The organism is Oceanobacillus longus (assembly GCF_042650085.1).
Classification (GTDB): domain Bacteria; phylum Bacillota; class Bacilli; order Bacillales; family Amphibacillaceae; genus Oceanobacillus; species Oceanobacillus longus.
Map to the genome: position 1 here is coordinate 65,473 of NZ_JBHSAO010000016.1, position 20,413 is coordinate 85,885.

Genomic DNA, 20,413 nt, shown 5'->3' on the forward strand with positions numbered 1-20,413 from the left:
GTTCCCAGCATGAAAGTGACATCAAAGTGGTAACTGACCCCATAACCAATCCCTAAATTGCTAAAGTGGCCAATTTAGGGATTGTAAAGGTTTAAGAGTTATCTTTTCCACCATTTACCCACCGTAGAGAAGTGATATAAATAGTCATATTATTTAAAAGCGGTCATAGATTAGAGTAGAGACAATCGGACAAGCCGTAAAATCTTAACGAAAAGGGAGGAAAAGATATGAAAAGATTAGAAAATAAAGTAGCAATTATTACAGGTGCAGCAGGTGGACAAGGTGCGGAAGAAGCAAGACTATTTGCGAAAGAAGGGGCTTATGTTGTAGCAACCGACGTGCAAGAAGAATTACTTGCAAACACCGTAAGAGAGATTAACGAAGAGTATGAAGGAAGAATCATCGGATTAAAACACGATGTATCGACTGAAGAGAGTTGGAAAGAAGTTGTCGAAGAAACTATAAATAAATTTGGTACAATTGATATTTTAGTAAATAATGCGGGTATTGCTGGAAAATTGAGTTCAAATGTTTTAGATTTTAGCTTAGAAGATTGGCAAATTGTTCAAGATATTAATGTTGTTGGTAACTTTTTAGGAATAAAAGAAGTTGTTCCTCATATGAGAAGAAATGGTTCAGGCTCCATTATTAATATTTCTTCTATTGCAGCGATAGTAGGGAACCAAGGCGGTGTACCATATCAAGCGTCGAAAGGTGCAACGAGAGCTTTAACAAAATCAGTGGCGTTAGATCTTGCAAAAGATGGAATAAGAGTCAATTCCGTTCATCCTGGTCTTATCACGACCCCAATGTCTGAAAGTGCGCTTGATGATGAAGGAAGGAAGCAAATGGAATCTACTATTCCTTTAGGTTTCTCTGGAGAACCAAAAGATATAGCTTATCCAGTTTTATTTTTAGCTTCAGATGAATCTCGCTTTATGACTGGTTCGGAACTGGTTGTTGATGGTGGAACGATTGCACAATGATAACAAAAAACGCTTGGTTTCAAGCGTTTTTTTGTGTGTATAGACATATTGATTAAACAAATATAATTAGATTCCCTTTTACAAATAAAACATTTAAAATATATTCAAGAAAAAATATAAGTATCAGTGACAGCTGGATAAATAGGATCAGACCCCCACTGCATTAACATTAAAATATTAGTGAGGTGGGGGACTGACCCTGTAAACCGTTAAAGTAACCTATATATAGGGATTTCATTAAAATTAAAAACGACATATTTATAGTAGAAATTTTAAATCGTATCTTTTCCACCATCAACAATGTAAGTTTGACCAGTCACATAAGATGCTTCATCTGATGCTAAGAAACAAGCGACATTTGCAAGTTCAGAAGGTTCACCAATTCTTCCCATCGGAATGGCTTCGGAGTATACTTTTAACATGTCATCGTCTACATCTTTTAAAATACCAGTATTAACCACACCTGGAGAGATTCCGTTGACACGAATGTTATCACGAGAATAATCGTGACCAGCTTGACGCGTTAACATTTGAACGGCACCTTTTGAAGTAACATAAGCTGGTGATCCTGGAGTAGCATGTTTAGATGAAATAGAAACGGTATTTACAATGGAACCACCGCCATTTTGTTTCATATAAGGAACAGCATGTTTTATACCAAAGAACGGACCATTTATATTAATGCTAATTACTTTATTCCACTGCTCTTCTGTATATTCATCAATGTTTGCATAAGCTCCGATAATACCTGCATTGTTACATAAGATATCGAGTTTGCCAAACGTATTTACTGCTGTTTCAATAAGGTTTTTTACATCTGCTTCTTTTGAGACATCGGTCTTTACAGATTTTACATTGTCACCAAACGTTTTTTCAAGATCAAAAACATTGTCTGTTATATCCCCAGCAACAACTTTTGCGCCTTCTTTAACAAATTTCTCTACGATTCCATACCCAATACCAGAGGCAGCTCCAGTTACTACAGCAATTTTGTTTTCTAGTCTCATAAAATATTCCTCCTCATACGTATGTTTATTTCTACAACTCCAATTTAACATCTATTGGGAAAAATTTGATAAACAAAATTACTTCAAATGAAGCTTTAACAACAGTTATACTAATATTGTTAGGTATTACACTAATAGGAGCTGGACATATGGAAATTAGAATCGATCGAAGAGTTAAAAAGACGAAACTATCTTTGATAAATGCTTATATTGATTTAATTGAAGAGTACTCGGAAGATGAAATTACAGTAACCATGATTGCGCAATATGCAGATTTGAATCGAGCTACCTTTTACGCCCACTACTCAAATAAGGAAGAGTTTCTAGAAGAGGCTTTATGTGATGTGTTAGAAGGGTTAAGAGAAGCCATTTTAATCCCATTTAAAAATAATAATACGATTAATATAAAACCATTACCGCCTACAACCGTTCAAATATTTGATTATATCGAAAAGAATAAACGGATGTTTTATGCATTGTATACGAGTCGTTCCGATTTTAAAAAGCGTATCGAGGAGTTATTTTACGATATTTTTTCCAAAGATATTTTTATTGAGGTGAAATCCACAGTGAGTAAAATAGATTATGACATGTTTTTACATTATCAATCAAATGCCACCCTAGGATTGATTTTTTATTGGATCCAAGGTAAATTCCAGTATTCGGCCAAGTTTATGATGGAACAACTTACTGTCCTTTCTAATACGCAAGTCGTGGATTTGAAGAAAATATGAGCTATTGGACAGAGGGTTAGGCTTATACCGATTTACAAATATTCTAGGTACAAACAACAGGCTAATGAATAGGATAAAATATAGAAAAATAAATGGTTCTACCGGCTATACTAAAATGTTCCGTTATTGCTTCATAAACGAATATTTTCTGCTCTAATAATCCCCAATCAGTTGAAATTATGAACACTTATTAAATATTTTGGATTTGTGATAACTTTGAGGGAAATGAAATTGTCCTATTTTAATCGTATTTTAAAGGGGGAAAACTACGTCCAACGAGGTAAGTATAAGGTAAAAGACACAAAGGAAAAGTATTCTATTGATTATAAGACATATACAAAGGACCGTCATGTATTGCATCAAAAAATTATTCGCATGATTGAAAAGCCAAACGATTATCCGAAGAGTGGGAGCAAGCCAATTGCAATTCTGATTGGTGGAGGAACTGCATCAGGTAAAACAATAATCGAAAAGGAACTTCACTCGAAATCGATACACGCTACTGTCATAGACCTTGATGAAATAAAGGAATATATCCCTGAATACACGATTTATAAAAAAACAAACCCACAGCAAGCAGCAAGTTTCGTTCACAAGGAATCCTATGATATTAGTGACAATCAGGTGCCTGTCCCCCATCGCTTTAATCCTGTAAAGTGGTGGGGACAGGTCTGTGGTGCTTCCTAGGTTAACAACGGGACGATGAACCTGTCCCTGTGGACCTATGAAATAATATCAAATCATAAGTTAGACAGGAGGGTAAGAAGAATAAAACTGACATTTATAAAATCGTTTATAAGTTTAATAGAGAAAAAAGGTAATAAAGATCAGGTGCCAGTCCCCCACCACGTGAATGCTTTATGTAATGGGGGAATGCCCTCAATTTAAACCTAATCTAGATTGACCCAAATACTTTTTTCTTCTGTGAACATATCGATAGCTGCTTTGCCGTTTTCTCTACCTAATCCACTTTGTTTATAACCACCATATGGTGTAGCAGGATCCAGGAGATTGTACGTATTAATCCAGATATTTCCTGTTCTCAGTCCATGGGCAACTCGATGAGCTTTACTAAGATTGGTTGTGCTAATCCCTCCACCTAGACCATATATAGATTGGTTAGCAAGTTTAATTACTTCATCGATATCTGTAAATGGCATACCAGATACAACTGGACCAAAGATTTCTTCACGGGCAATCGTCATTTCGTTCGTGATATTGGCTAAAACAGTTGGTTTCACAAAATGACCATTTGCAAATTCACTTCCGGTTGCATCTCCACCGAATAGAACTTCTCCACCTTCTTTTTGACCAATATCAATATAGGCTAATACTTGATCTTTCTGTTTGGCGGAAATAAGTGGTCCCATCATTGCGGATTGATCAAATCCATTACCAATTGTGAAATTCTTTTCTGCGTAATCTGCTAAGTCACTCATGAATTGATCGTAAATCTTATTTTCCACAAATAACCTTGAACCAGCAATACAAGCTTGACCTGAGTTAAAGAAAACAGCGTTCGCAGCATTCTCTAATGCTTGTTCATAATTTGCATCAGCGAAAATAATATGTGCAGATTTCCCGCCGAGTTCAAGCGATGTTTTCTTCACATTCCCAGCACTTGCTTGTATAATTTGTTTCCCAACAGCTGTTGATCCTGTAAAGGAAATCTTATCTACATCAGGATGTTCACTTAATCGAGCACCAGCTTTCGAACCACTACCAGTGACAATATTAACAACTCCATCAGGGAAACCAGCTTCCTGGATAAGTTCACCTAATCGTAAAGTTGTCAGTGGCGTGTTTGATGCTGGATTCAATACGACTGTATTTCCTGTTGCAAGTGGTGCAGATAATTTTAGTATCGCCATATATAATGGACCGTTCCATGCCGTGATTCCACCGATAACACCAAGAGGTTCTCTTCTTGTATAGTTAAAAACATTTCCTGGATTGGACACTGGAATCGTTTCACCAGTTACTTTCGTAGCCCATCCAGCAAAATAACGAAGATTGTTCACACTTAAATCAACAAACGCTGCAGTGACACCAATAGGTCCACCATTATCAAGCGTTTCTAGATGAGAAAGTTCTTCGCCGTTCTCTTCCATTAAATCTGCGAGGTCAAGCAACAATTTTGCTCGTTCATTTGGTTTCATTTTTGGCCAAGGACCTTCTTCAAATGCCTTTCGTGCCGCAGCTACTGCACGGTCAATATCTTCCACGCCACCTTCTCGGAACGTTGTGATAACCTCACCTGTTGCAGGATTTCTTGTTTCTTTTCTTTCACCACTGTCAGCTTCCACCCATTCACCATTTATTAGCATTTTCTTAGGAGTAGAGATAAATTTAGTGGCATTTTTACTTACTGGAACTAATGTTGTTGGCAAAGTTATTCTCCTCTCAAATTATAATAAATTTTGTTGAATTCAAAGCTGACATTACATAATCTTAGAATTTCTCCAAGCATTCAACTTCTAATACTTTTACAATCTGCGAGCGCATTCATGTTTTACATAAAAAATACATTACTGATTGTAAATAACATACCCACATTCTGTTTATACAAAATCATGAATGTGTGCTATATTTAATCCTATACTTCTATAAATAATCTGTATATTCCTAATTATTAGGGATAACAGTTTACTCTTGATTCGTATCGTTAGATGAAAAATGCCATCCGATTTTAGTAGTATGAATCGATAAAATCACTTTTTTTGATAAAAGGAGTATAGATTTTATGATGATGAAACAAAATGTCCAAGAAACACTATCTAATTTAACTAGCTTCTACAATCAAGATGAACTTTTAATAGAAATCCTTGAAAACTACACTCGTATTTTCCCTATTCGTGATGCTTTCCTATATAGATATTCGTCTATAGGTTATTTAGCAGAAGGGATTATTGGTATATCACATTCAAAAGTTGTTCATATAAGAAGCGAACGAGACGATGTACGGTTATTACCTGTTTTCAATGCAGTTATTGGAGAAAGGAAGGCCAAATATTTTACTGGAATTGAGTTTTTAAAACTTATGACGAGCAAGCATATATTTTCCTCGGAAGTCAATTCTTCAATTATTGTTCCTTTATGTGCTGGCCCGGTTGTTGTAGGTTTTATCATCAGTTATTCATTTGACGATGACACAACCTTTGATCAAGAGCTGTTGTCATCCCTCACGTTATTCGGAAGACTATCAGGAAACATTTTAGGTAACTTGGGCGAAAGTAAAAAAATAGATAGGTTAAGCAGGCGAGAATTAGAGGTCATGCAACATATCTCGTGGGGAGAAAGTTCCAGTGAAATGGCCGATGTCATGGGGATTAGTGAGTCAACAGTCAACCAATATGTCAAATCTGCCTTAACAAAACTGGATGTAAACAATCGCACGCAAGCCGTGGCAGAGCTCTTGCGAAAAGGGGTTATTTCTTAAAATGGCGGCGAATTCTGTGATGCAAGGGGTTAGTCTCGTTGACCTTGCACGGGAAATAAAGGCAGTCGCCCACCACGTAAAAGCGATAGCGAAGCGGGGGGACTGACCCATTGGCCTGGCCCATCATAAAGTTCTGTGATAGATGAGTCTTTCAAAAAATGGAAATTTGAGGGCTTGGCTTAAGGTCGCTCAAATTTGTGTCAAACATGGCTTGACTTATTTGCCATTATACGCTGTCCCCATGGACCACCTGGAATATGAATGATAGGTGTTGTTTTTTATAAATGAATAGTAAAATAGATATCATTGAACGAAGAAGGGAGGTAAAAGCCGTGGAAACTGTATTCATTAAAGTAATGTTATTAAAAGGATATTTGCTAATTGAAGATGTGCTAACTATGGGACCAGTCTGTCCTTTTTTAAGCGAACTTCATACTGAAACAGTGACCAGAGGCATTTTACATCCTTGTTAAGCAAATCATGATAAAACGTAGTTCTGTGATTTTATACTAATCACAGAACTACCTTATTCTAAGGCGCCGGGTCTATCTCGGCGCCTTTTTTGTGTTGGAGTAAAAAGCTGAGGGATTATTCCCAGAGGAACATTTCATAAAAATTTATAATAAAAGAGGGTAAAAAATGTTATTGCAAGTGAACAGTATAAGTAAAAGTTAGCTAGCAAAGTGTTAGAGCTCACGCCCACGGGAGCTAATATGCACCTCGGTAATTATGATGACTATAGCAGAAGATAATGATTTTCCCGAATCATTATCTTACTTTCAATGTTTTTGTTCCCAAACGAGAGTTAGTATTCCTTTGGCCAGGCAATTGAACATGGTTGCGGGACTATTACCTGTTGTAAAAAGTTCAATTGCTGTCTACGTAAACAATTGAAAAAATCGATGATACCCAAATGAATTACAAAATCACTTATTTAAGCAATAAGTTAAAGTCCATTCTATTTGTTTGATTTAAATGCGTAAAGAAACAAAGCTGGGCTACAAAGATCTTCGCAGCCAACTTTTATCTGTTAAAAGGTTTAGAATAGGTTTAACTATTTTAATGAATTTGCAAAGTGCTTTAAAAAAATCTTTTTATTCCAACTAACATGAGTTTACATATGACCGCATATAGGCAGAAGTCCTACCTCCTAACAGAGAAAAAACAGAGGGACGGTTCTACTGTTACCATGAGGCAGAACCATCCCTTGGCTTCAACGGCTTTATCCGCGTTGCATCCGAATCACCATCGAGACAGGGAGGGGTAAATGTAAATTAAAAAGAACTGCATATCAATAATGTCCAGGCTTATGTTTGAATTAGATAAAAATCTATTGTTATAATGAATTGCCATAAGGAAGCAGATATAAACTTTATAAAAGGAGAGAATATAATTATGAAAATTAAAGCGGCAGTCACCCCAAAAACGGGACAACCATTTGAAATCACAGACATTGAACTGCCTGAACTTGATTCGAAAGATGTTTTAATAAAAGTAACAGCATCCGGGATTTGTCATACTGATGTTTCAGGGAGAGACACAGGTATGGTCAATCCACCCTCAGTTCTTGGTCATGAAGGTGCTGGAATTGTTGAAGAGATAGGATCTGAAGTTACTGAATTTCAAAAAGGAGATCATGTGGTTGTCTCATTTGCAAGTTGCGGAAAATGTGATAATTGCTTAGCCAATCACCCTGCACATTGCAGGTATTATGCTGAACTTAATTTAAATAGTCATATAGATCAAGATACCAATAAATTGGTTTCCAGATTCTTTGGACAATCTTCATTTGCAACATACTCACTCGTTAGCGAAAGAAATGTTGTAAAAATTGATAAGGATATGGACTTAGCTTTAGCGGCTCCATTAGGTTGTGGCCTACAAACAGGAGCTAGTAGTGTTTTAAATGTGCTAAAGCCTGAAGCAGGCAGTTCTATTGCGGTATTTGGAGTCGGGGCCGTTGGATTAAGTGCAATTATGGCTGCTAAAATTGCAGGTTGCGAAAATATTATTGGGATTGACCTCCATGATAATCGCTTAGAACTTGCTGAAGAGTTGGGTGCGACGGCTACTATAAAAAGTGGCAAGAATGTAGATGTTGCAGAAAAGATCAAAGAAATTACTGGGACAGGAGTGCAGCATGTCCTTGATACTACTGGAGTAGATATGGTAATCGAACAAGCAATCGCATCATTAGATACTTTTGGAAAACTAGCTACTGTCGTTACTGATTATAGTCTTAATATACCTTTGGAAATCTTAGCACTAGGAGGTAACAGTATTGTAGGAACCAGTCAAGGTGATGCAATTCCACAAAAATTTATTCCAGAATTGATTTCTTACTATAAGAAGGGACAATTTCCATTTGACCGAATGGTAAAATTCTATGAATTTGATGAAATAAATAAGGCCTTTGAAGAATCAGAGAATGGCTCAGTTATTAAACCTGTTTTAAAAATTAATTACTAAATTCTAAATGTACGAAATTGAAATGGGAAATGCACCTTCCAAGCAGTTTTAAGCTGTTTGAAAGGTGCTTTTTTTAGGTATCTATTATATACTCTTGCCTCGAAATCAGAAAAATTTACCACAATGAGCCATCCCGTTTAACACATGCAATAAATACTTTCTAATCTAAGTTTCTAGCCTAGCGATTGGTTCAGAGCTAATTATTTTCTGGCTGACATCTTCAAAATTCTGAGCTGTTACTTTTGTAAATTGTCAAATGCGTTTTTGCACTCACTTCAATCTTTATATTCAACTGTTCCTTAAGGACCATGGTTCCGTGGACCAATCAATATTTCGCCCCTTATTATATATTAGACTTAAAACATCCCAAATCCCATTTCCTCTTTATTATAATTATTTCAGACTACTACGGTTTCCACAATATGGTATATAAAATAACTTTATACGGTCCGCTGGTACTTTGGCTCAATTAATTTATTGTTTAATCTACGTTACGATAAACCTGTCCCCATTGACGATATTCAAACATTATAGTAGCTATCCAAAATATATGTATTTTTCAATTGATGAAAACTGAACCGTACCAGAAATAGTACAATTCGTTATGGATACACTCACAATCAATGAAATGTTAAAATAGATTTTACAGGGTACTGTTTTATAAACGGTACCTTAATTTTTTTAACATAGGAAATCAGGTGTTTTATGGAAACGATCGCATTTATTATCATCATTTTAGTCGCTTCTGTCCTACAGACGAGTACAGGATTTGGATTTTCCATTATGGCTACTCCGTTTCTTCTACTAATGTTTGAACCAATGGAGGCAATTCAAATAAACTTGCTATTATCTCTCTTTATTTCGATTGCATTAATAATAAAAATTAGAAAGGATATTGATTTTGCAATCGTTAGAAGGTTTGTGGTAGGAAGTACGATGGGTCTGCCCATCGGAATTATTATTTTCTTGTCAATGGATATCAATCGATTAAAGCTAGGAGTGAGCATTGTCATCTTAGTATTAACAATAATGCTTCTTCTTACGTTTCGAATTGGCCAAAATAAGAATCGAGACTTACTTGTCGGGGGACTCTCCGGTGTATTTACAACAAGTATTGGTATGCCCGGACCACCATTATTATTATATTTTTCTGGAACAGATACACAAAAAGAAAAATTAAGAAGTACTACACTAGCCTTTTATTTATTTATCTACTTTGTTAGTTTAATTATCCAAGTGGTTTTTGCTGGAACAAATAAGACGATCTGGATATCAAGTATGTGGGCCTTACCATTGGTATTTATAGGATTGTATGTAGGACAATTATTATTTAAATGGATTAATCAGCATGTTTTTCGAATATTTACATATATCATCTTGCTGTTTACAGGTATTTACCTGCTGATGGAGAGTTTGGGAGTAATGTAAGTAAAAAGGTTTAGGTATATACCTATTTAATAATATTCTAGGTACAAACAACAGCCTTAGGAATAGTATGGATAACTATGAGAAAAATAAAATTTTCATTTTTAAATCGGATTTTAAGACGGAAACACAATGTCCAACGAGGCAAGAAGAAGGGAAAAGACACAAAGAAAAAGTATTCTATTGATTACAAGACGTATACAAAGGACCGTCATGTATTGCATCAAAAAATTATTCGCATGATTGAAAAGCCAAACGCTTATCCAAAGAATGGGAGCAAGCCAATTGCAATTCTGATTGATGGAGGGACTGCATCAGGTAAAACAACGATGCGTAAAACAATAATCGAAAAGGAACTCCACTCGAAATCGATACACGTTACTGTCATAGACCTTGACGAAATAAAGGAATATATTCCAGAATACACGATTTATAAAAAAACAAACCCACAGCAAGCAGCAAGTTTCGTTCACAAAGAATCCTATGATATTAGTGTCCTGTTGTTAAATAAATTAATCAGGGAACAAAAAAATTTTATCTATGAGGGGACGATGGCAAGGAGGCGTCGGTATCAATCACTTGTTCATCAGTTGAAAAAACAGCAATACGAGATTCATGCATATGTCGTTGATGTGCCGTTATCTGTTGCAATAAAACGCGCTGACGAAAGGGCACAAATTACGGGAAGAAAGGTACCTCCGTCGATTATTAAAAATACGCATAAACTCGTTCCTCGTACGTTTGCAGACATTAAAAATCTACTAGATAGCTATCATGTTTATGACAATCAACATGGCTTCAAGCTTATTGCTTCCAATGATTTTGTGGATGCCAAAAGGTATGCTAACTTTGTACTAAAAGGAAAAACAAAAAAGTTGAGGCAATAAAGAAAAAAATAATCCCGTTCTATATCGAGGGTAATTATTTTTTGTTACGTTGCTGCCTAACTAAATAGGATTCGTAGTCGTTATACCATAATTTCTTATTTCCATACAATATAAAAAATGCCCAATAGGTTGGGGATTCATTCCACAATATCGATTCCTGTTTGCTTATTTGATGGGCCATCCATGAAAATTTAGCGCATTCATCAGCGTCAAGATAAGACCGCTGGCTAATAGAAAATAATTCCTCACAAACGCTTCTTAAAAATGGATGGTTCATTACACTCTTATTTCGATTTCTCTGAAGAAAATGCTCATTTAATTTCTTTTCATGATTCGTGTTCACTGGCCTTAACCTTGTAATTCGTAAATTCGAAAGGCATTGCATCGCTTTATCGCTGTTTAAGGCTAATTGTTCTTTCAATTTTGATGGTCTAACTATTGCATATGTACCGTTATGCCTTCCTCCAATTGGACCGTAAACAAAGTCAAAAGGGTGTTTCATACCTAGACGACAGCTCTCCACGAAATCCTTCCAACGTGCTTTATATAAAAACCAATTTGAATCGTAAGGCATAGGAAATAGCAAACCATGTAATGAAAAGAGTTGCTTTACGTTTAAATGATAAGACAAAAAGGCAGGAATTCTCGTTTCCGGATGGTTTAAATAATCATCTTTATTTATATGTAACAACTTCAATAAGGTGGAATTAACCTGTGGATCTTGAGCCTTTACAAGAGCCCATTCGATTGCTTGTTTACGATGCGGTGTAACATAAAACCCTTTCCCAAAATCAGTAAGATCTCTCTGAGCGTTCAACATAATGCCGTTATATTTGATAACCTTGGCAGAGAATAAATTGGTCCCGTGATAAACAGTGAGTTTACTCGTATTAGGAAGCATAGGCATCTCCTTAGGACGTTCAAGGTTTAGTGATGTATATGATTGGGAAATGCGGATGATGATTTTTTAAAGGTGGGAATTAGGGGGTAAGGATGTTGGGACGATGAACCTGTTCCCCTGGACCTAAGCCTAAAAAATATTTCAATCCACTTCACTTCTTCGTTATTATTTTTGTTGCAAATACAATAAAATTAAGGTAGATTTAATACATACTATTTTTAGTTGCATTTGCAACTAAAAAACTAAGGAGATCATTATGAAAGAGATTCTGCGCGAAATTGGCATGATAGCGAGGGCTTTGGATTCCATCAGCAATATCGAATTTAAAGAATTCGACCTGACTAAAGGCCAGTATTTGTATGTGGTGCGAATCTGCGAGAACCCGGGAATTATCCAGGAACAGTTACTGGATATGATCAAAGTGGATCGCTCCACCGCAACTCGCGCGCTTCAAAAACTGGAAACGAACGGCTTTATAGAAAAGCAAGACGATCCGGATAATAAAAAGAATAAAAGACTCTTTCCCACGGTAAAAGGGAAAACGGTGTTCCCTTTCATCAAAAGCGAGAATGTTTACTCCGGTCAAATTGCCTTACAAGGTTTTTCTGAAGCCGAAAAAGAAATTGCATTCGATCTGTTGCAGCGAATCCGGAAAAATGTCGAGAAGGACTGGGAGTTTGTAAAAAAAGGAAACAAGCGAAACTATTAAAGGAGTGATCGATTATCATGACAACAACGATAAAAAGATGCACCCAAAAAGAGCTACATGAACTCCAAGCAATTAGTATCACGACGTTTACTGAGACATTCAAAGATCGAAATTCACCTGAACACCTTCACGCTTATTTGGAAAAAGCCTATGATTTGAAACAACTGGAACGAGAAGTAGCCAATCCTTCTTCCCAATTCTTTTTTGTTTCCTTTAATAAAGAAGTAGCCGGATACCTCAAGGTTAATACTGATGACGCGCAGACCGAAGTAATGGACGATGATTCCCTTGAAGTCGAACGGATTTATATCAGGAAGACATTTCAAAAATACGGGTTGGGTAAACTTCTGCTAAATAAAGCATTCGAAATTGCGCTGGAACAGCAGAAAAAGAGCATCTGGCTGGGCGTCTGGGAGGCAAATGAAAATGCCATCGCGTTCTATCAGAAAAAAGGATTTGTCCAAAAGGGCTCGCATTCTTTCTTTATGGGCGATGACGAGCAAGTGGATTTGATTATGGTGAAAACAATTTAATAATCTTTTTGTGAAAAGTGGAGCAGTATGTATATTTCAAAACAGTTCAAAACCAGTGATGTGGAAGAAATCCAGGAATTTGTTCGACAGAATTCTTTTGGAACGCTCGTCACCACGAAAAAAGGGAAATCCATCGCGACACACTTGCCGATGCAATTAATAAAAGAAAATGAGAATTTTTATATAACTGGGCATATGGCTTATGGGAACCCTCAATGGCGGACATTCGTCGACTCTGAAGATGTACTGGTTAGGTTCCATAATCAAGTGCCTGTCCCCCATCGCTTTAATACTGTAAAGCGGTAGGGGACAGGCACCAATTTTTGGGAGGATTATTATGAGCCGAATCCAAAGAATAACCGGACGGAAGTCATTATTTCAAAACAACGGAATAGACCGACAGGAACGGTGGAACTGGCGTTTGAGAAGGGTGTGAGTGGTTTGGGGATGTGGGGTAACCGTCCCACTATGCATTTGTAATAAAAGCGTTTGGTAATCCAAGGCCTTTAATTTTATCTATATCTTGAAGTAATTGTTTCCTCATTGAATATGGGCCGGCCTCCACGCTATAGAGTTCTCCGCTATCCGTTTTATAGATTTTAATATCTGCGTTAATTTTGTTCCTGGTTAATAAATTATACTGGTGTTGTGCACTTTTTTTCTTATCGGTTGCGCCAATAACTATTTTCTCCTTCGCCATAAAAATCCTCCTAACTTGTATATAAGTAGTATATTCAGCTGTTAAACAAAGAAATAGTCGTTGAACATGACTTCTTGTAAATTGATTAAATAATCTAGTAGAAATTAAGGTGAGATAGCGAAGTTATAATGAGTATCAAAATGGAGGTGTTATGGAATCAGAACTGAGATAGACACTTATTTTATAGATCGAATCAAAATGAAAGGAAGTTTCTGACTATATCCAGTCGGGGGCTTTTCTTTTGAGTACATACGTGGTTACGTAAGACAGAATAATCTGAAGCACATCTTCTCGAAGGGGCGAACATACCTAAATAATAGGGGATAATAATTACCCCAATATAGAAGGTATAAAAATTTCCCCCAGAAGAAGCATTATTAATCTATTATGTAAGAAGTCATAAAGGGTATTTGCAATTGCATAAATCCCTCCTTTTAGTAATCAGATGCATGTCCTCCATCGCTTTAATACTGTAAAGCGGTGGGGAGCAGGTGCCAATTTTTAACCCGTCAATTATATTACTTAATTCTTTTGAACATGTGGACCTGCTACCATTGGGAGAATTTACTTTTCTTATCATCATAAAAAGTAACAAGGCATCTTCCCTGGCAAAGACCCTCAATATCATAACAAATCTTTGTAAAAGAAATTTGTGTTTCTATCATTTTGTATTGGTGTTCATGAAACAATCATAGAGAGTCCAAATGAGCCAATATTTCACTCATATCCTTACCGACGGACTCAGGTGCATGGATCTCGATGTACTTATAGATATCTTTACTTAGTCTCTTATTCTCTAGTGAATCATACTGCAATGACTTCACCCCCCCAAAAAAAGTAGTGAAATTATTATAGTACTATTGACTACTTTATATTAGGAGATAAATAAAAAACCTCCCATAAGTAATGGAAGGTTCATTTTATTATATTTGTATTATAGTCCGACTTGGTCGGCAGCGTAATTTGCATCTTCTTGACTGTGACCTTCATACAGTAATTGGTCAATCAATCCACTTCTTGAGAAAGCTGAGTAGTCAAGATAATTTTCAGCTTGTAATACCGCTTGTTCTCTCCAATCGACTGTAATGTTTTCAACTGCGAAAGCTGCTTCTTCGTTGCTATATCCTTCATACTCTAATTGTTCAATCAAACCAGACTTAGAGAAGGCAGTATAATCTAGGTAGCTTTCAGCTTGACGAATTGCGTTCTTTTGTGAGACTGACATTTCTGGTTCTTTCTCTGCTTCTGCCTGTGCTCTTGCTTCTTCTTCTTCTTCTTCTTCTTCTGCTTTAGCCTTCGCTTCAGCTTCTTCTTTTGCTTTTGCTTCTTCTTCAGCTTTCTGTGCTTCTTCTTCAGCTTCTTTTTTAGCTTCTTCCTCGGCTTTTGCTTCCTCTTCGGCATCTTTATCTTTCTCAGCTTGTTCTGCTTCAGCTTCCTCATTGGCTTTATTTTCGCTCTCATCAACTTCCTCTGTTTCTTCAACTGTTTCAGATTCCTCAGCAACTTCTGTTTCTACAGGTGGAGCTATTATACCCACAATGATGAACAATACAAATCCAACACCTAATTTAATTAATCCTTTTTTACGTTTAGCCTTCTGGAATACTTGAATCAATCCCCATACTAATAATACCAACGCTATAAATCCTAAAAATCCTGTCATTTTGTTAATCTCCTTTTATATTAATCTTTTGTACCGGTATGATTTACCCATTGTATATCATACCAGAATATCATTTTGTTTTTAATATCATTTTGGTAATACTTCATTTTATTTTAGTTATTTTCATTGAAGAGCATCACGGCGATTATCTCATCAGACAATATGGTAAAAAGAACTAGGCACCGTCATTTCGACGATGGAGTAGTAAGATCCCTTTTGTCGCGAGTTTTAGAATCGTCAAAATACGTATATTATTATAAAAAAACCTCTATCAATAACGTAAAACACGAACAATAATAACGTTTTTTAAAAAAATGACCCATTTTATATTGCTTATCACAAATTTCTCTGGTATATTTATTATCCTAATATTAATTAAATATCGTAACTCGTATATCCTCAGTAATATGGTCTGAGAGTCTCTACCTGGTTCCCGTAAACGAACTAGACTACGAGGTAAAGTATGTGATGCTTGTTATTCTCATAACAACATCATCTTATCATGAAGCATATATTTGGCGCTTTATGATATTTACTTTACTCGTAGGTCTATACATGTAGAGGCATTCCATCTATATGTATAGACCTTTTCTTTTGGCAAAATATAGAAATAGGTAAACAACAAGGAGGACCACAGCATGAGTAAAAGTAAAAATGTATATCTCAATCATGATGGCGGGGTAGATGATTTAATTTCACTATTCCTTCTGTTACAAATGGAAAACGTAAATTTAACAGGAGTAGGTGTTATTCCTGCAGATTGTTATTTAGAACCAGCAATGTATGCAAGTAGAAAAATCGTCGATCGGTTTGGCAATGGAAAACAAGTAGAAGTTGCGGCTTCTAATTCCCGTGGTAAAAACCCATTCCCGAAAGACTGGCGTATGCACGCGTTTACCGTAGATGCATTACCCATTCTGAATGAATATCCACCCGTGCAAACAAAAGAAGCTGATTTACCAGCTCATGAACATATGATTAAAGTGCTCCGTGAACATGATTTACCTACCACATTAATCTTTATTGGGCCATTAACCGATTTAGCTCGTGCACTCCAAATCGCACCAGACATTGAAGAAAAAATTGAGAAATTAGTTTGGATGGGCGGTACGTTTTTAGAAAAAGGAAACGTGGAGGAACCAGAACATGATGGAACAGCAGAGTGGAATGCGTTCTGGGATCCGGAGGCAGTAAAAGTGGTATGGGATAGTAACATTACTATTGACTTAGTAGCGCTTGAGAGTACGAATATGGTCCCTCTTACATTGGATGTCAGACAAAAATGGGCATCCCAACGAAACGATATCGGTGTAGATTTCTTAGGACAATGCTATGCAATCGTTCCACCGTTAGTCCATTTCCAAACGAACTCTACTTACTTCTTATGGGATGTTTTAACGACGGTAAGTATCGGCAAGACCAATTTAGTAAAGAAGAAAACCGTGAAATCTATCGTTCATGACAGTGGAGCTAGTCAAGGAAAAACAGAGCTTTCAGAAAGTGGAAGAGAAGTAAATTTAGTATATGAAGCAGAGCGCGATGCATTCTTTGATTACATTACTGAACTTGCCAAACAGGATAAATAAGGAGGACGAGCTCATGAGAAAAGTGATTATCGATACAGATACAGCCGGGGATGACACAATCGCCCTACTCACCGCCCTCCATTATTTTAAAGTAGAAGGCGTGACAATTACGGGAGGGAATGTAGACTTTGATCAAGAAGTTGAAAATGCCCTTTACACAATCCAAGTGGCCAATCCGCGTGAACCTGTCCCTGTTTATAAAGGTTTTGAAGTTCCCCTTCTAGCAAATGGCACGGGTCGTCATCAAACGGTAGAGGATGTGCATGGAAGCGACGGCATGGGTGATAGCTTTTTTGAAAAAGCAAAACAGCGACCTGAAGAGGGGCATGCAGTTGATTTTATCATTGAGAAAGTGAAAGCCAACCCTGGGGAAATTCATCTATTAGCCATTGCACCATTAACCAATATTGCAATGGCTATCAAAAAGGACCCATCGATTGTAAAAGATATCCCACATATTTATATTATGGGTGGTACCAATAATTCACTAGGTAATATTACCGCAGCAGCGGAATATAACTTTTGGGTCGATCCAGAAGCTGCAAGAATCGTATTGCATTCCGGGGTTCCTATTACACTTGTAGGATGGGATATGTGTACCAAATTCTCGATTATGGATGATGGAGATCACGAAGACATTGAACGTCTAGCCTCGAAAGGATCTGAATTCTTTATTCAGATTAATAAAGTCGTAAAGCAATTTAACAAAAAAGTGCATCGACTAAATGGAACGACCCATCCAGATACATTGCTCGTAGCAATTGCCGCGAACGAAGACGTGATGACAAAAGCCACGAAATATTATGTAGATGTGGAAACAAAAGGGGAGTTAACGAGAGGTTATAGTCTGGTCGATATGAACAATCGTAGTGGAAAAGAACCGAATGTTATCGTTTGTGAAGAAGTGAATCGAGACATGTTTAAGGATCAATTATTGGACGTATTAAAATCCTTTTAACTTCATTGTGAACACATCAAGAGAGAGGAAAACATACTATGCACATTTTATGGGGAATGTTGGGAATCGTCGTTATATTAGGTATCGCCTTTTTAATATCTACAAATAAAAAAGCAATCAATGCTCGCACTGTCATCGGTGCACTTTTACTTCAAATTACCTTTGGATTTATTGTCTTAAAGTGGGAAACAGGTAGTCAGATATTAGGCTGGATCACGATTTTCGTACAAAGTATTATTGATACATCGAATGAGGGGATCCAATTTATATTCGGTGGCGTACTTGCTGGGGAAGGCGTACAATTTGTATTTGCCTTTCAGGTGCTTACCGTAATTATCTTTTTCTCATCTCTTATTTCTGTCTTGTTTTATTTAGGAATCATGCAGTTTATCACTAAAGCGGTTGGAGGATTTTTAGCCAAAATGTTAAAAACTTCACAGCCTGAATCCATGTCTGCTGCAGCGAATATATTTATTGGAATTACGGAGGCACCACTCGTCGTGAAGCCATATTTAGAAAAAATGTCTAAATCAGAATTATTTGCTGTCATGACAGGTGGAGCCGCTTCTGTCTCGGGTTCTGTGTTAGTAGGGTACTCCCTTCTCGGTGTTCCACTAGACTATCTAATTGCTGCAGCATTTATGGCTGCTCCAGCTGGTCTACTAATGGCAAAAATGTTATTACCAGAAACGGAGACACAAATAGAGAACGAAGTGATAAAACTAGAAAGAGATAAAGATACCGTTAATATCATTGATGCGGCTTCGAAAGGTGCATCTATCGGACTAAAAATTGCGCTAAATATCGGTGCACTAATCCTTGCGTTTATCTCCCTTATTGCATTAGTGAACCTTGGTCTTGAATGGATTGGTGGTATTGTCGGTTTTGATAATCTTACACTAGAACGTATTCTTGGCTTCCTATTAGCTCCATTAGCATTCGTGATCGGTGTTCCCTGGGATGAAGCACTGCAAGCAGGGTCGTATATTGGACAAAAGTTTGTTTTAAATGAATTTGTAGCATATAGTACTTTTGCGCAAGATATAGACACACTTTCAAATAAAACCGTAGCGATCATCAGCTTTGCTTTATGTGGATTTGCAAACTTAGGCGCGATCGGTATGTTAATTGGAGGTATTGGCGGACTTGCTCCATCTCGCCGTGAATTTCTTGCAAGATATAGCTTCCTTGCCATTATTGGCGGTACATTAGCGAACCTATTAAGTGCAGCAATTGCTGGAATGTTATTATAAGATGTGGGACAGAGGGACAGGCATGTGTGGTACACCACAAAAGTTGGAGTAAGAATCTAACCTTTGGGGTGCACCACAGCTCGCAGTCCCCCGTTACTTTAGTAATTTAGGGCACTGACCCTATATTCCTTTGTTGTCTCTATTTAGTAGTAAATTATTTTCTAAAACAAAAGAGCTGACGATTTATAGGCACACATCAATAAACGCTTTTCCTAAAGGCGTTATTCTTATAATACCTTCACGTATATCAACTCTTGAAATTTCTGGATTTTGCAAGCTTATTTCATGTTTATAAAATATTGAATTTCTAAAACCAATGTAATTTGATTTATCTTGGTAGTTTTCTTCATAGGAAATTGCAACTAATCCCAGTCGCTGTAGATTTGTAATGGAAGCAGCATTTTCATCACCTGTAATAATATCAGAACAAGAATCATAAAAAACATTTGATTTTAAAATTAGGTAGCCATTTTTTTGTACATAGTTTAATTCAAACTTTACTATTGGATGATGAGTCTTTTCTCTAAATAAACTAATGTTTTTTGCATCATCAGGTGAAATCTGCTTTATTATTTCAACAAAAGAATGATGTACTTTATTGGACTTACTCTTATCCATTGAAGCAGAAATTACGTTAGCAAACATTTCTCTTAATTCTTGTTCTTCAATGTAGAAACGAGAAGCTTCTAATGCTGGGCCGACTACACTCATTGGAGGTTCTTGTAAGTTATTATCATCAATTTCTATGACTTTTTTTGCAACTAGATTTTTATATTGTGTTGTTGCAACTTCATATTTCGCTCTTTTTAAATCGGCAAGATGATTGATTTTGCCAAATGCCAAGTACCAAAGGTCGTCAAGATTTTTCAGAGGAACTTTACTACTATTAGTTGCTACAGTTGTAACAAAAGAAGTAACTGCAGCAGTGATTATTGGATCCATTAAATTCACCTCCAATCTATTAAACAATATCAATTATACACTAGATTTAGAAATTTATAATTAGTTGTGACATTAAAGTTATTTTAAAAACACACGTTGTCGATTACAATTATAGTGATCAAACGTGTGTTTTTCTATTACTAAATAAGGTTAAGGATATATGGCAGATATCATTACATGTAAGGGAAAAGAACTAACATTACACAAGTCAATTAAAAACC

At 36.5% G+C, this 20,413-nt stretch carries 18 protein-coding genes, 1 pseudogene and 1 riboswitch; of the genes and pseudogenes, 13 read left to right on the forward strand and 6 right to left on the reverse strand.

Features of this window, described 5'->3' with window-relative positions; translation table 11 throughout:
• Positions 1-227: 227 nt before the first annotated feature.
• Entirely contained in the window at positions 228-986 is a 759-nt protein-coding gene (locus ACFOUV_RS17375) for an SDR family NAD(P)-dependent oxidoreductase (protein ID WP_379498044.1), read from the forward strand.
• 272 nt (positions 987-1,258) lie between these two features.
• On the opposite strand, the gene ACFOUV_RS17380 is transcribed toward ACFOUV_RS17375, so the two are convergent.
• Positions 1,259-1,993 carry an SDR family NAD(P)-dependent oxidoreductase gene (locus ACFOUV_RS17380; RefSeq protein ID WP_379498045.1) on the reverse strand — a complete coding sequence of 245 codons (735 nt, stop codon included), beginning with the start codon at positions 1,991-1,993 and terminating at the stop codon, positions 1,259-1,261.
• A 149-nt stretch (positions 1,994-2,142) separates the two neighbouring features.
• On the opposite strand from ACFOUV_RS17380, the gene ACFOUV_RS17385 reads away from it, so the two are divergent.
• Both ACFOUV_RS17385 and ACFOUV_RS17390 read left to right on the forward strand, forming a co-directional pair.
• Positions 2,143-2,727, forward strand: coding sequence for a TetR/AcrR family transcriptional regulator (locus ACFOUV_RS17385; protein WP_379498046.1), 585 nt, complete (start codon positions 2,143-2,145; stop codon positions 2,725-2,727).
• Between the two features lie 231 nt (positions 2,728-2,958).
• Positions 2,959-3,414 (forward strand): zeta toxin family protein, encoded by a 456-nt coding sequence (locus ACFOUV_RS17390; RefSeq protein ID WP_379498047.1) that lies wholly within the window; start codon positions 2,959-2,961, stop codon positions 3,412-3,414.
• 203 nt (positions 3,415-3,617) lie between these two features.
• Here ACFOUV_RS17390 and ACFOUV_RS17395 read toward each other — a convergent pair whose 3' ends face one another.
• A complete protein-coding gene (locus ACFOUV_RS17395) occupies positions 3,618-5,117 on the reverse strand; it encodes an aldehyde dehydrogenase family protein (RefSeq protein WP_379498048.1) in 1,500 nt (499 codons plus the stop codon).
• A gap of 353 nt (positions 5,118-5,470) precedes the next feature.
• Between ACFOUV_RS17395 and ACFOUV_RS17400 the strand changes: the two genes are divergently transcribed.
• The 4 genes from ACFOUV_RS17400 (at position 5,471) to ACFOUV_RS17415 (ending at position 10,947) form a co-directional block, all read left to right on the forward strand.
• Positions 5,471-6,166, forward strand: coding sequence for a response regulator transcription factor (locus tag ACFOUV_RS17400; RefSeq protein WP_379498049.1), 696 nt, complete (start codon positions 5,471-5,473; stop codon positions 6,164-6,166).
• 1,395 nt (positions 6,167-7,561) lie between these two features.
• Entirely contained in the window at positions 7,562-8,635 is a 1,074-nt protein-coding gene (locus ACFOUV_RS17405) for an NAD(P)-dependent alcohol dehydrogenase (RefSeq protein WP_379498050.1), read from the forward strand.
• 705 nt (positions 8,636-9,340) lie between these two features.
• Positions 9,341-10,063, forward strand: coding sequence for a sulfite exporter TauE/SafE family protein (locus tag ACFOUV_RS17410; protein ID WP_379498051.1), 723 nt, complete (start codon positions 9,341-9,343; stop codon positions 10,061-10,063).
• A gap of 77 nt (positions 10,064-10,140) precedes the next feature.
• Positions 10,141-10,947: a zeta toxin family protein gene (locus tag ACFOUV_RS17415; protein WP_379498052.1), complete on the forward strand. Its 807-nt coding sequence runs from the start codon at positions 10,141-10,143 to the stop codon at positions 10,945-10,947.
• 34 nt (positions 10,948-10,981) lie between these two features.
• Here the strand turns inward: ACFOUV_RS17415 and ACFOUV_RS17420 are convergent, their stop codons facing one another.
• Entirely contained in the window at positions 10,982-11,848 is an 867-nt protein-coding gene (locus tag ACFOUV_RS17420; RefSeq protein WP_379498053.1) for a DUF3990 domain-containing protein, read from the reverse strand.
• A 256-nt stretch (positions 11,849-12,104) separates the two neighbouring features.
• On the opposite strand from ACFOUV_RS17420, the gene ACFOUV_RS17425 reads away from it, so the two are divergent.
• From ACFOUV_RS17425 to ACFOUV_RS17435, 3 genes and pseudogenes are all read left to right on the forward strand, one after another.
• Entirely contained in the window at positions 12,105-12,557 is a 453-nt protein-coding gene (locus ACFOUV_RS17425; RefSeq protein WP_379498054.1) for a MarR family winged helix-turn-helix transcriptional regulator, read from the forward strand.
• A 17-nt stretch (positions 12,558-12,574) separates the two neighbouring features.
• Positions 12,575-13,090, forward strand: coding sequence for a GNAT family N-acetyltransferase (locus ACFOUV_RS17430; RefSeq protein WP_379498055.1), 516 nt, complete (start codon positions 12,575-12,577; stop codon positions 13,088-13,090).
• A 27-nt stretch (positions 13,091-13,117) separates the two neighbouring features.
• Positions 13,118-13,378: pseudogene (locus ACFOUV_RS17435) on the forward strand (FMN-binding negative transcriptional regulator); the annotation flags it as partial.
• A 178-nt stretch (positions 13,379-13,556) separates the two neighbouring features.
• Here the strand turns inward: ACFOUV_RS17435 and ACFOUV_RS17440 are convergent.
• Positions 13,557-13,790: an SPOR domain-containing protein gene (locus ACFOUV_RS17440; RefSeq protein ID WP_379498056.1), complete on the reverse strand. Its 234-nt coding sequence runs from the start codon at positions 13,788-13,790 to the stop codon at positions 13,557-13,559.
• A 934-nt stretch (positions 13,791-14,724) separates the two neighbouring features.
• Positions 14,725-15,453 (reverse strand): Ltp family lipoprotein, encoded by a 729-nt coding sequence (locus ACFOUV_RS17445; protein ID WP_379498057.1) that lies wholly within the window; start codon positions 15,451-15,453, stop codon positions 14,725-14,727.
• Between the two features lie 369 nt (positions 15,454-15,822).
• Positions 15,823-15,925: riboswitch (purine riboswitch) on the forward strand.
• A gap of 166 nt (positions 15,926-16,091) precedes the next feature.
• Here ACFOUV_RS17445 and ACFOUV_RS17450 point away from each other — a divergent pair.
• The 3 genes from ACFOUV_RS17450 to ACFOUV_RS17460 are packed head-to-tail and all read left to right on the forward strand — an operon-like array spanning position 16,092 to position 19,250.
• Positions 16,092-17,039, forward strand: a complete 948-nt coding sequence (locus ACFOUV_RS17450) for a nucleoside hydrolase (protein ID WP_379498058.1) — start codon at positions 16,092-16,094, stop codon at positions 17,037-17,039.
• A 13-nt stretch (positions 17,040-17,052) separates the two neighbouring features.
• Positions 17,053-17,997 (forward strand): nucleoside hydrolase, encoded by a 945-nt coding sequence (locus ACFOUV_RS17455; protein WP_379498059.1) that lies wholly within the window; start codon positions 17,053-17,055, stop codon positions 17,995-17,997.
• A 38-nt stretch (positions 17,998-18,035) separates the two neighbouring features.
• Positions 18,036-19,250 carry a NupC/NupG family nucleoside CNT transporter gene (locus tag ACFOUV_RS17460; protein WP_379498060.1) on the forward strand — a complete coding sequence of 405 codons (1,215 nt, stop codon included), beginning with the start codon at positions 18,036-18,038 and terminating at the stop codon, positions 19,248-19,250.
• A 183-nt stretch (positions 19,251-19,433) separates the two neighbouring features.
• Here the strand turns inward: ACFOUV_RS17460 and ACFOUV_RS17465 are convergent, their stop codons facing one another.
• Positions 19,434-20,192 (reverse strand): DUF4393 domain-containing protein, encoded by a 759-nt coding sequence (locus ACFOUV_RS17465; protein ID WP_379498061.1) that lies wholly within the window; start codon positions 20,190-20,192, stop codon positions 19,434-19,436.
• Positions 20,193-20,413: the final 221 nt, after the last annotated feature.

Bases quoted from the DNA above. Each gene is read 5' to 3' on its own strand.
- ACFOUV_RS17375 (WP_379498044.1), top strand. From the start codon at position 228: ATGAAAAGATTAGAAAATAAAGTAGCAATTATTACAGGTGCAGCAGGT.
- ACFOUV_RS17380 (WP_379498045.1), bottom strand. From the start codon at position 1,993: ATGAGACTAGAAAACAAAATTGCTGTAGTAACTGGAGCTGCCTCTGGT.
- ACFOUV_RS17385 (WP_379498046.1), top strand. From the start codon at position 2,143: ATGGAAATTAGAATCGATCGAAGAGTTAAAAAGACGAAACTATCTTTG.
- ACFOUV_RS17400 (WP_379498049.1), top strand. From the start codon at position 5,471: ATGATGATGAAACAAAATGTCCAAGAAACACTATCTAATTTAACTAGC.
- ACFOUV_RS17405 (WP_379498050.1), top strand. From the start codon at position 7,562: ATGAAAATTAAAGCGGCAGTCACCCCAAAAACGGGACAACCATTTGAA.
- ACFOUV_RS17410 (WP_379498051.1), top strand. From the start codon at position 9,341: ATGGAAACGATCGCATTTATTATCATCATTTTAGTCGCTTCTGTCCTA.
- ACFOUV_RS17415 (WP_379498052.1), top strand. From the start codon at position 10,141: ATGAGAAAAATAAAATTTTCATTTTTAAATCGGATTTTAAGACGGAAA.
- ACFOUV_RS17420 (WP_379498053.1), bottom strand. From the start codon at position 11,848: ATGCTTCCTAATACGAGTAAACTCACTGTTTATCACGGGACCAATTTA.
- ACFOUV_RS17425 (WP_379498054.1), top strand. From the start codon at position 12,105: ATGAAAGAGATTCTGCGCGAAATTGGCATGATAGCGAGGGCTTTGGAT.
- ACFOUV_RS17430 (WP_379498055.1), top strand. From the start codon at position 12,575: ATGACAACAACGATAAAAAGATGCACCCAAAAAGAGCTACATGAACTC.
- ACFOUV_RS17440 (WP_379498056.1), bottom strand. From the start codon at position 13,790: ATGGCGAAGGAGAAAATAGTTATTGGCGCAACCGATAAGAAAAAAAGT.
- ACFOUV_RS17445 (WP_379498057.1), bottom strand. From the start codon at position 15,453: ATGACAGGATTTTTAGGATTTATAGCGTTGGTATTATTAGTATGGGGA.
- ACFOUV_RS17450 (WP_379498058.1), top strand. From the start codon at position 16,092: ATGAGTAAAAGTAAAAATGTATATCTCAATCATGATGGCGGGGTAGAT.
- ACFOUV_RS17455 (WP_379498059.1), top strand. From the start codon at position 17,053: ATGAGAAAAGTGATTATCGATACAGATACAGCCGGGGATGACACAATC.
- ACFOUV_RS17460 (WP_379498060.1), top strand. From the start codon at position 18,036: ATGCACATTTTATGGGGAATGTTGGGAATCGTCGTTATATTAGGTATC.
- ACFOUV_RS17465 (WP_379498061.1), bottom strand. From the start codon at position 20,192: ATGGATCCAATAATCACTGCTGCAGTTACTTCTTTTGTTACAACTGTA.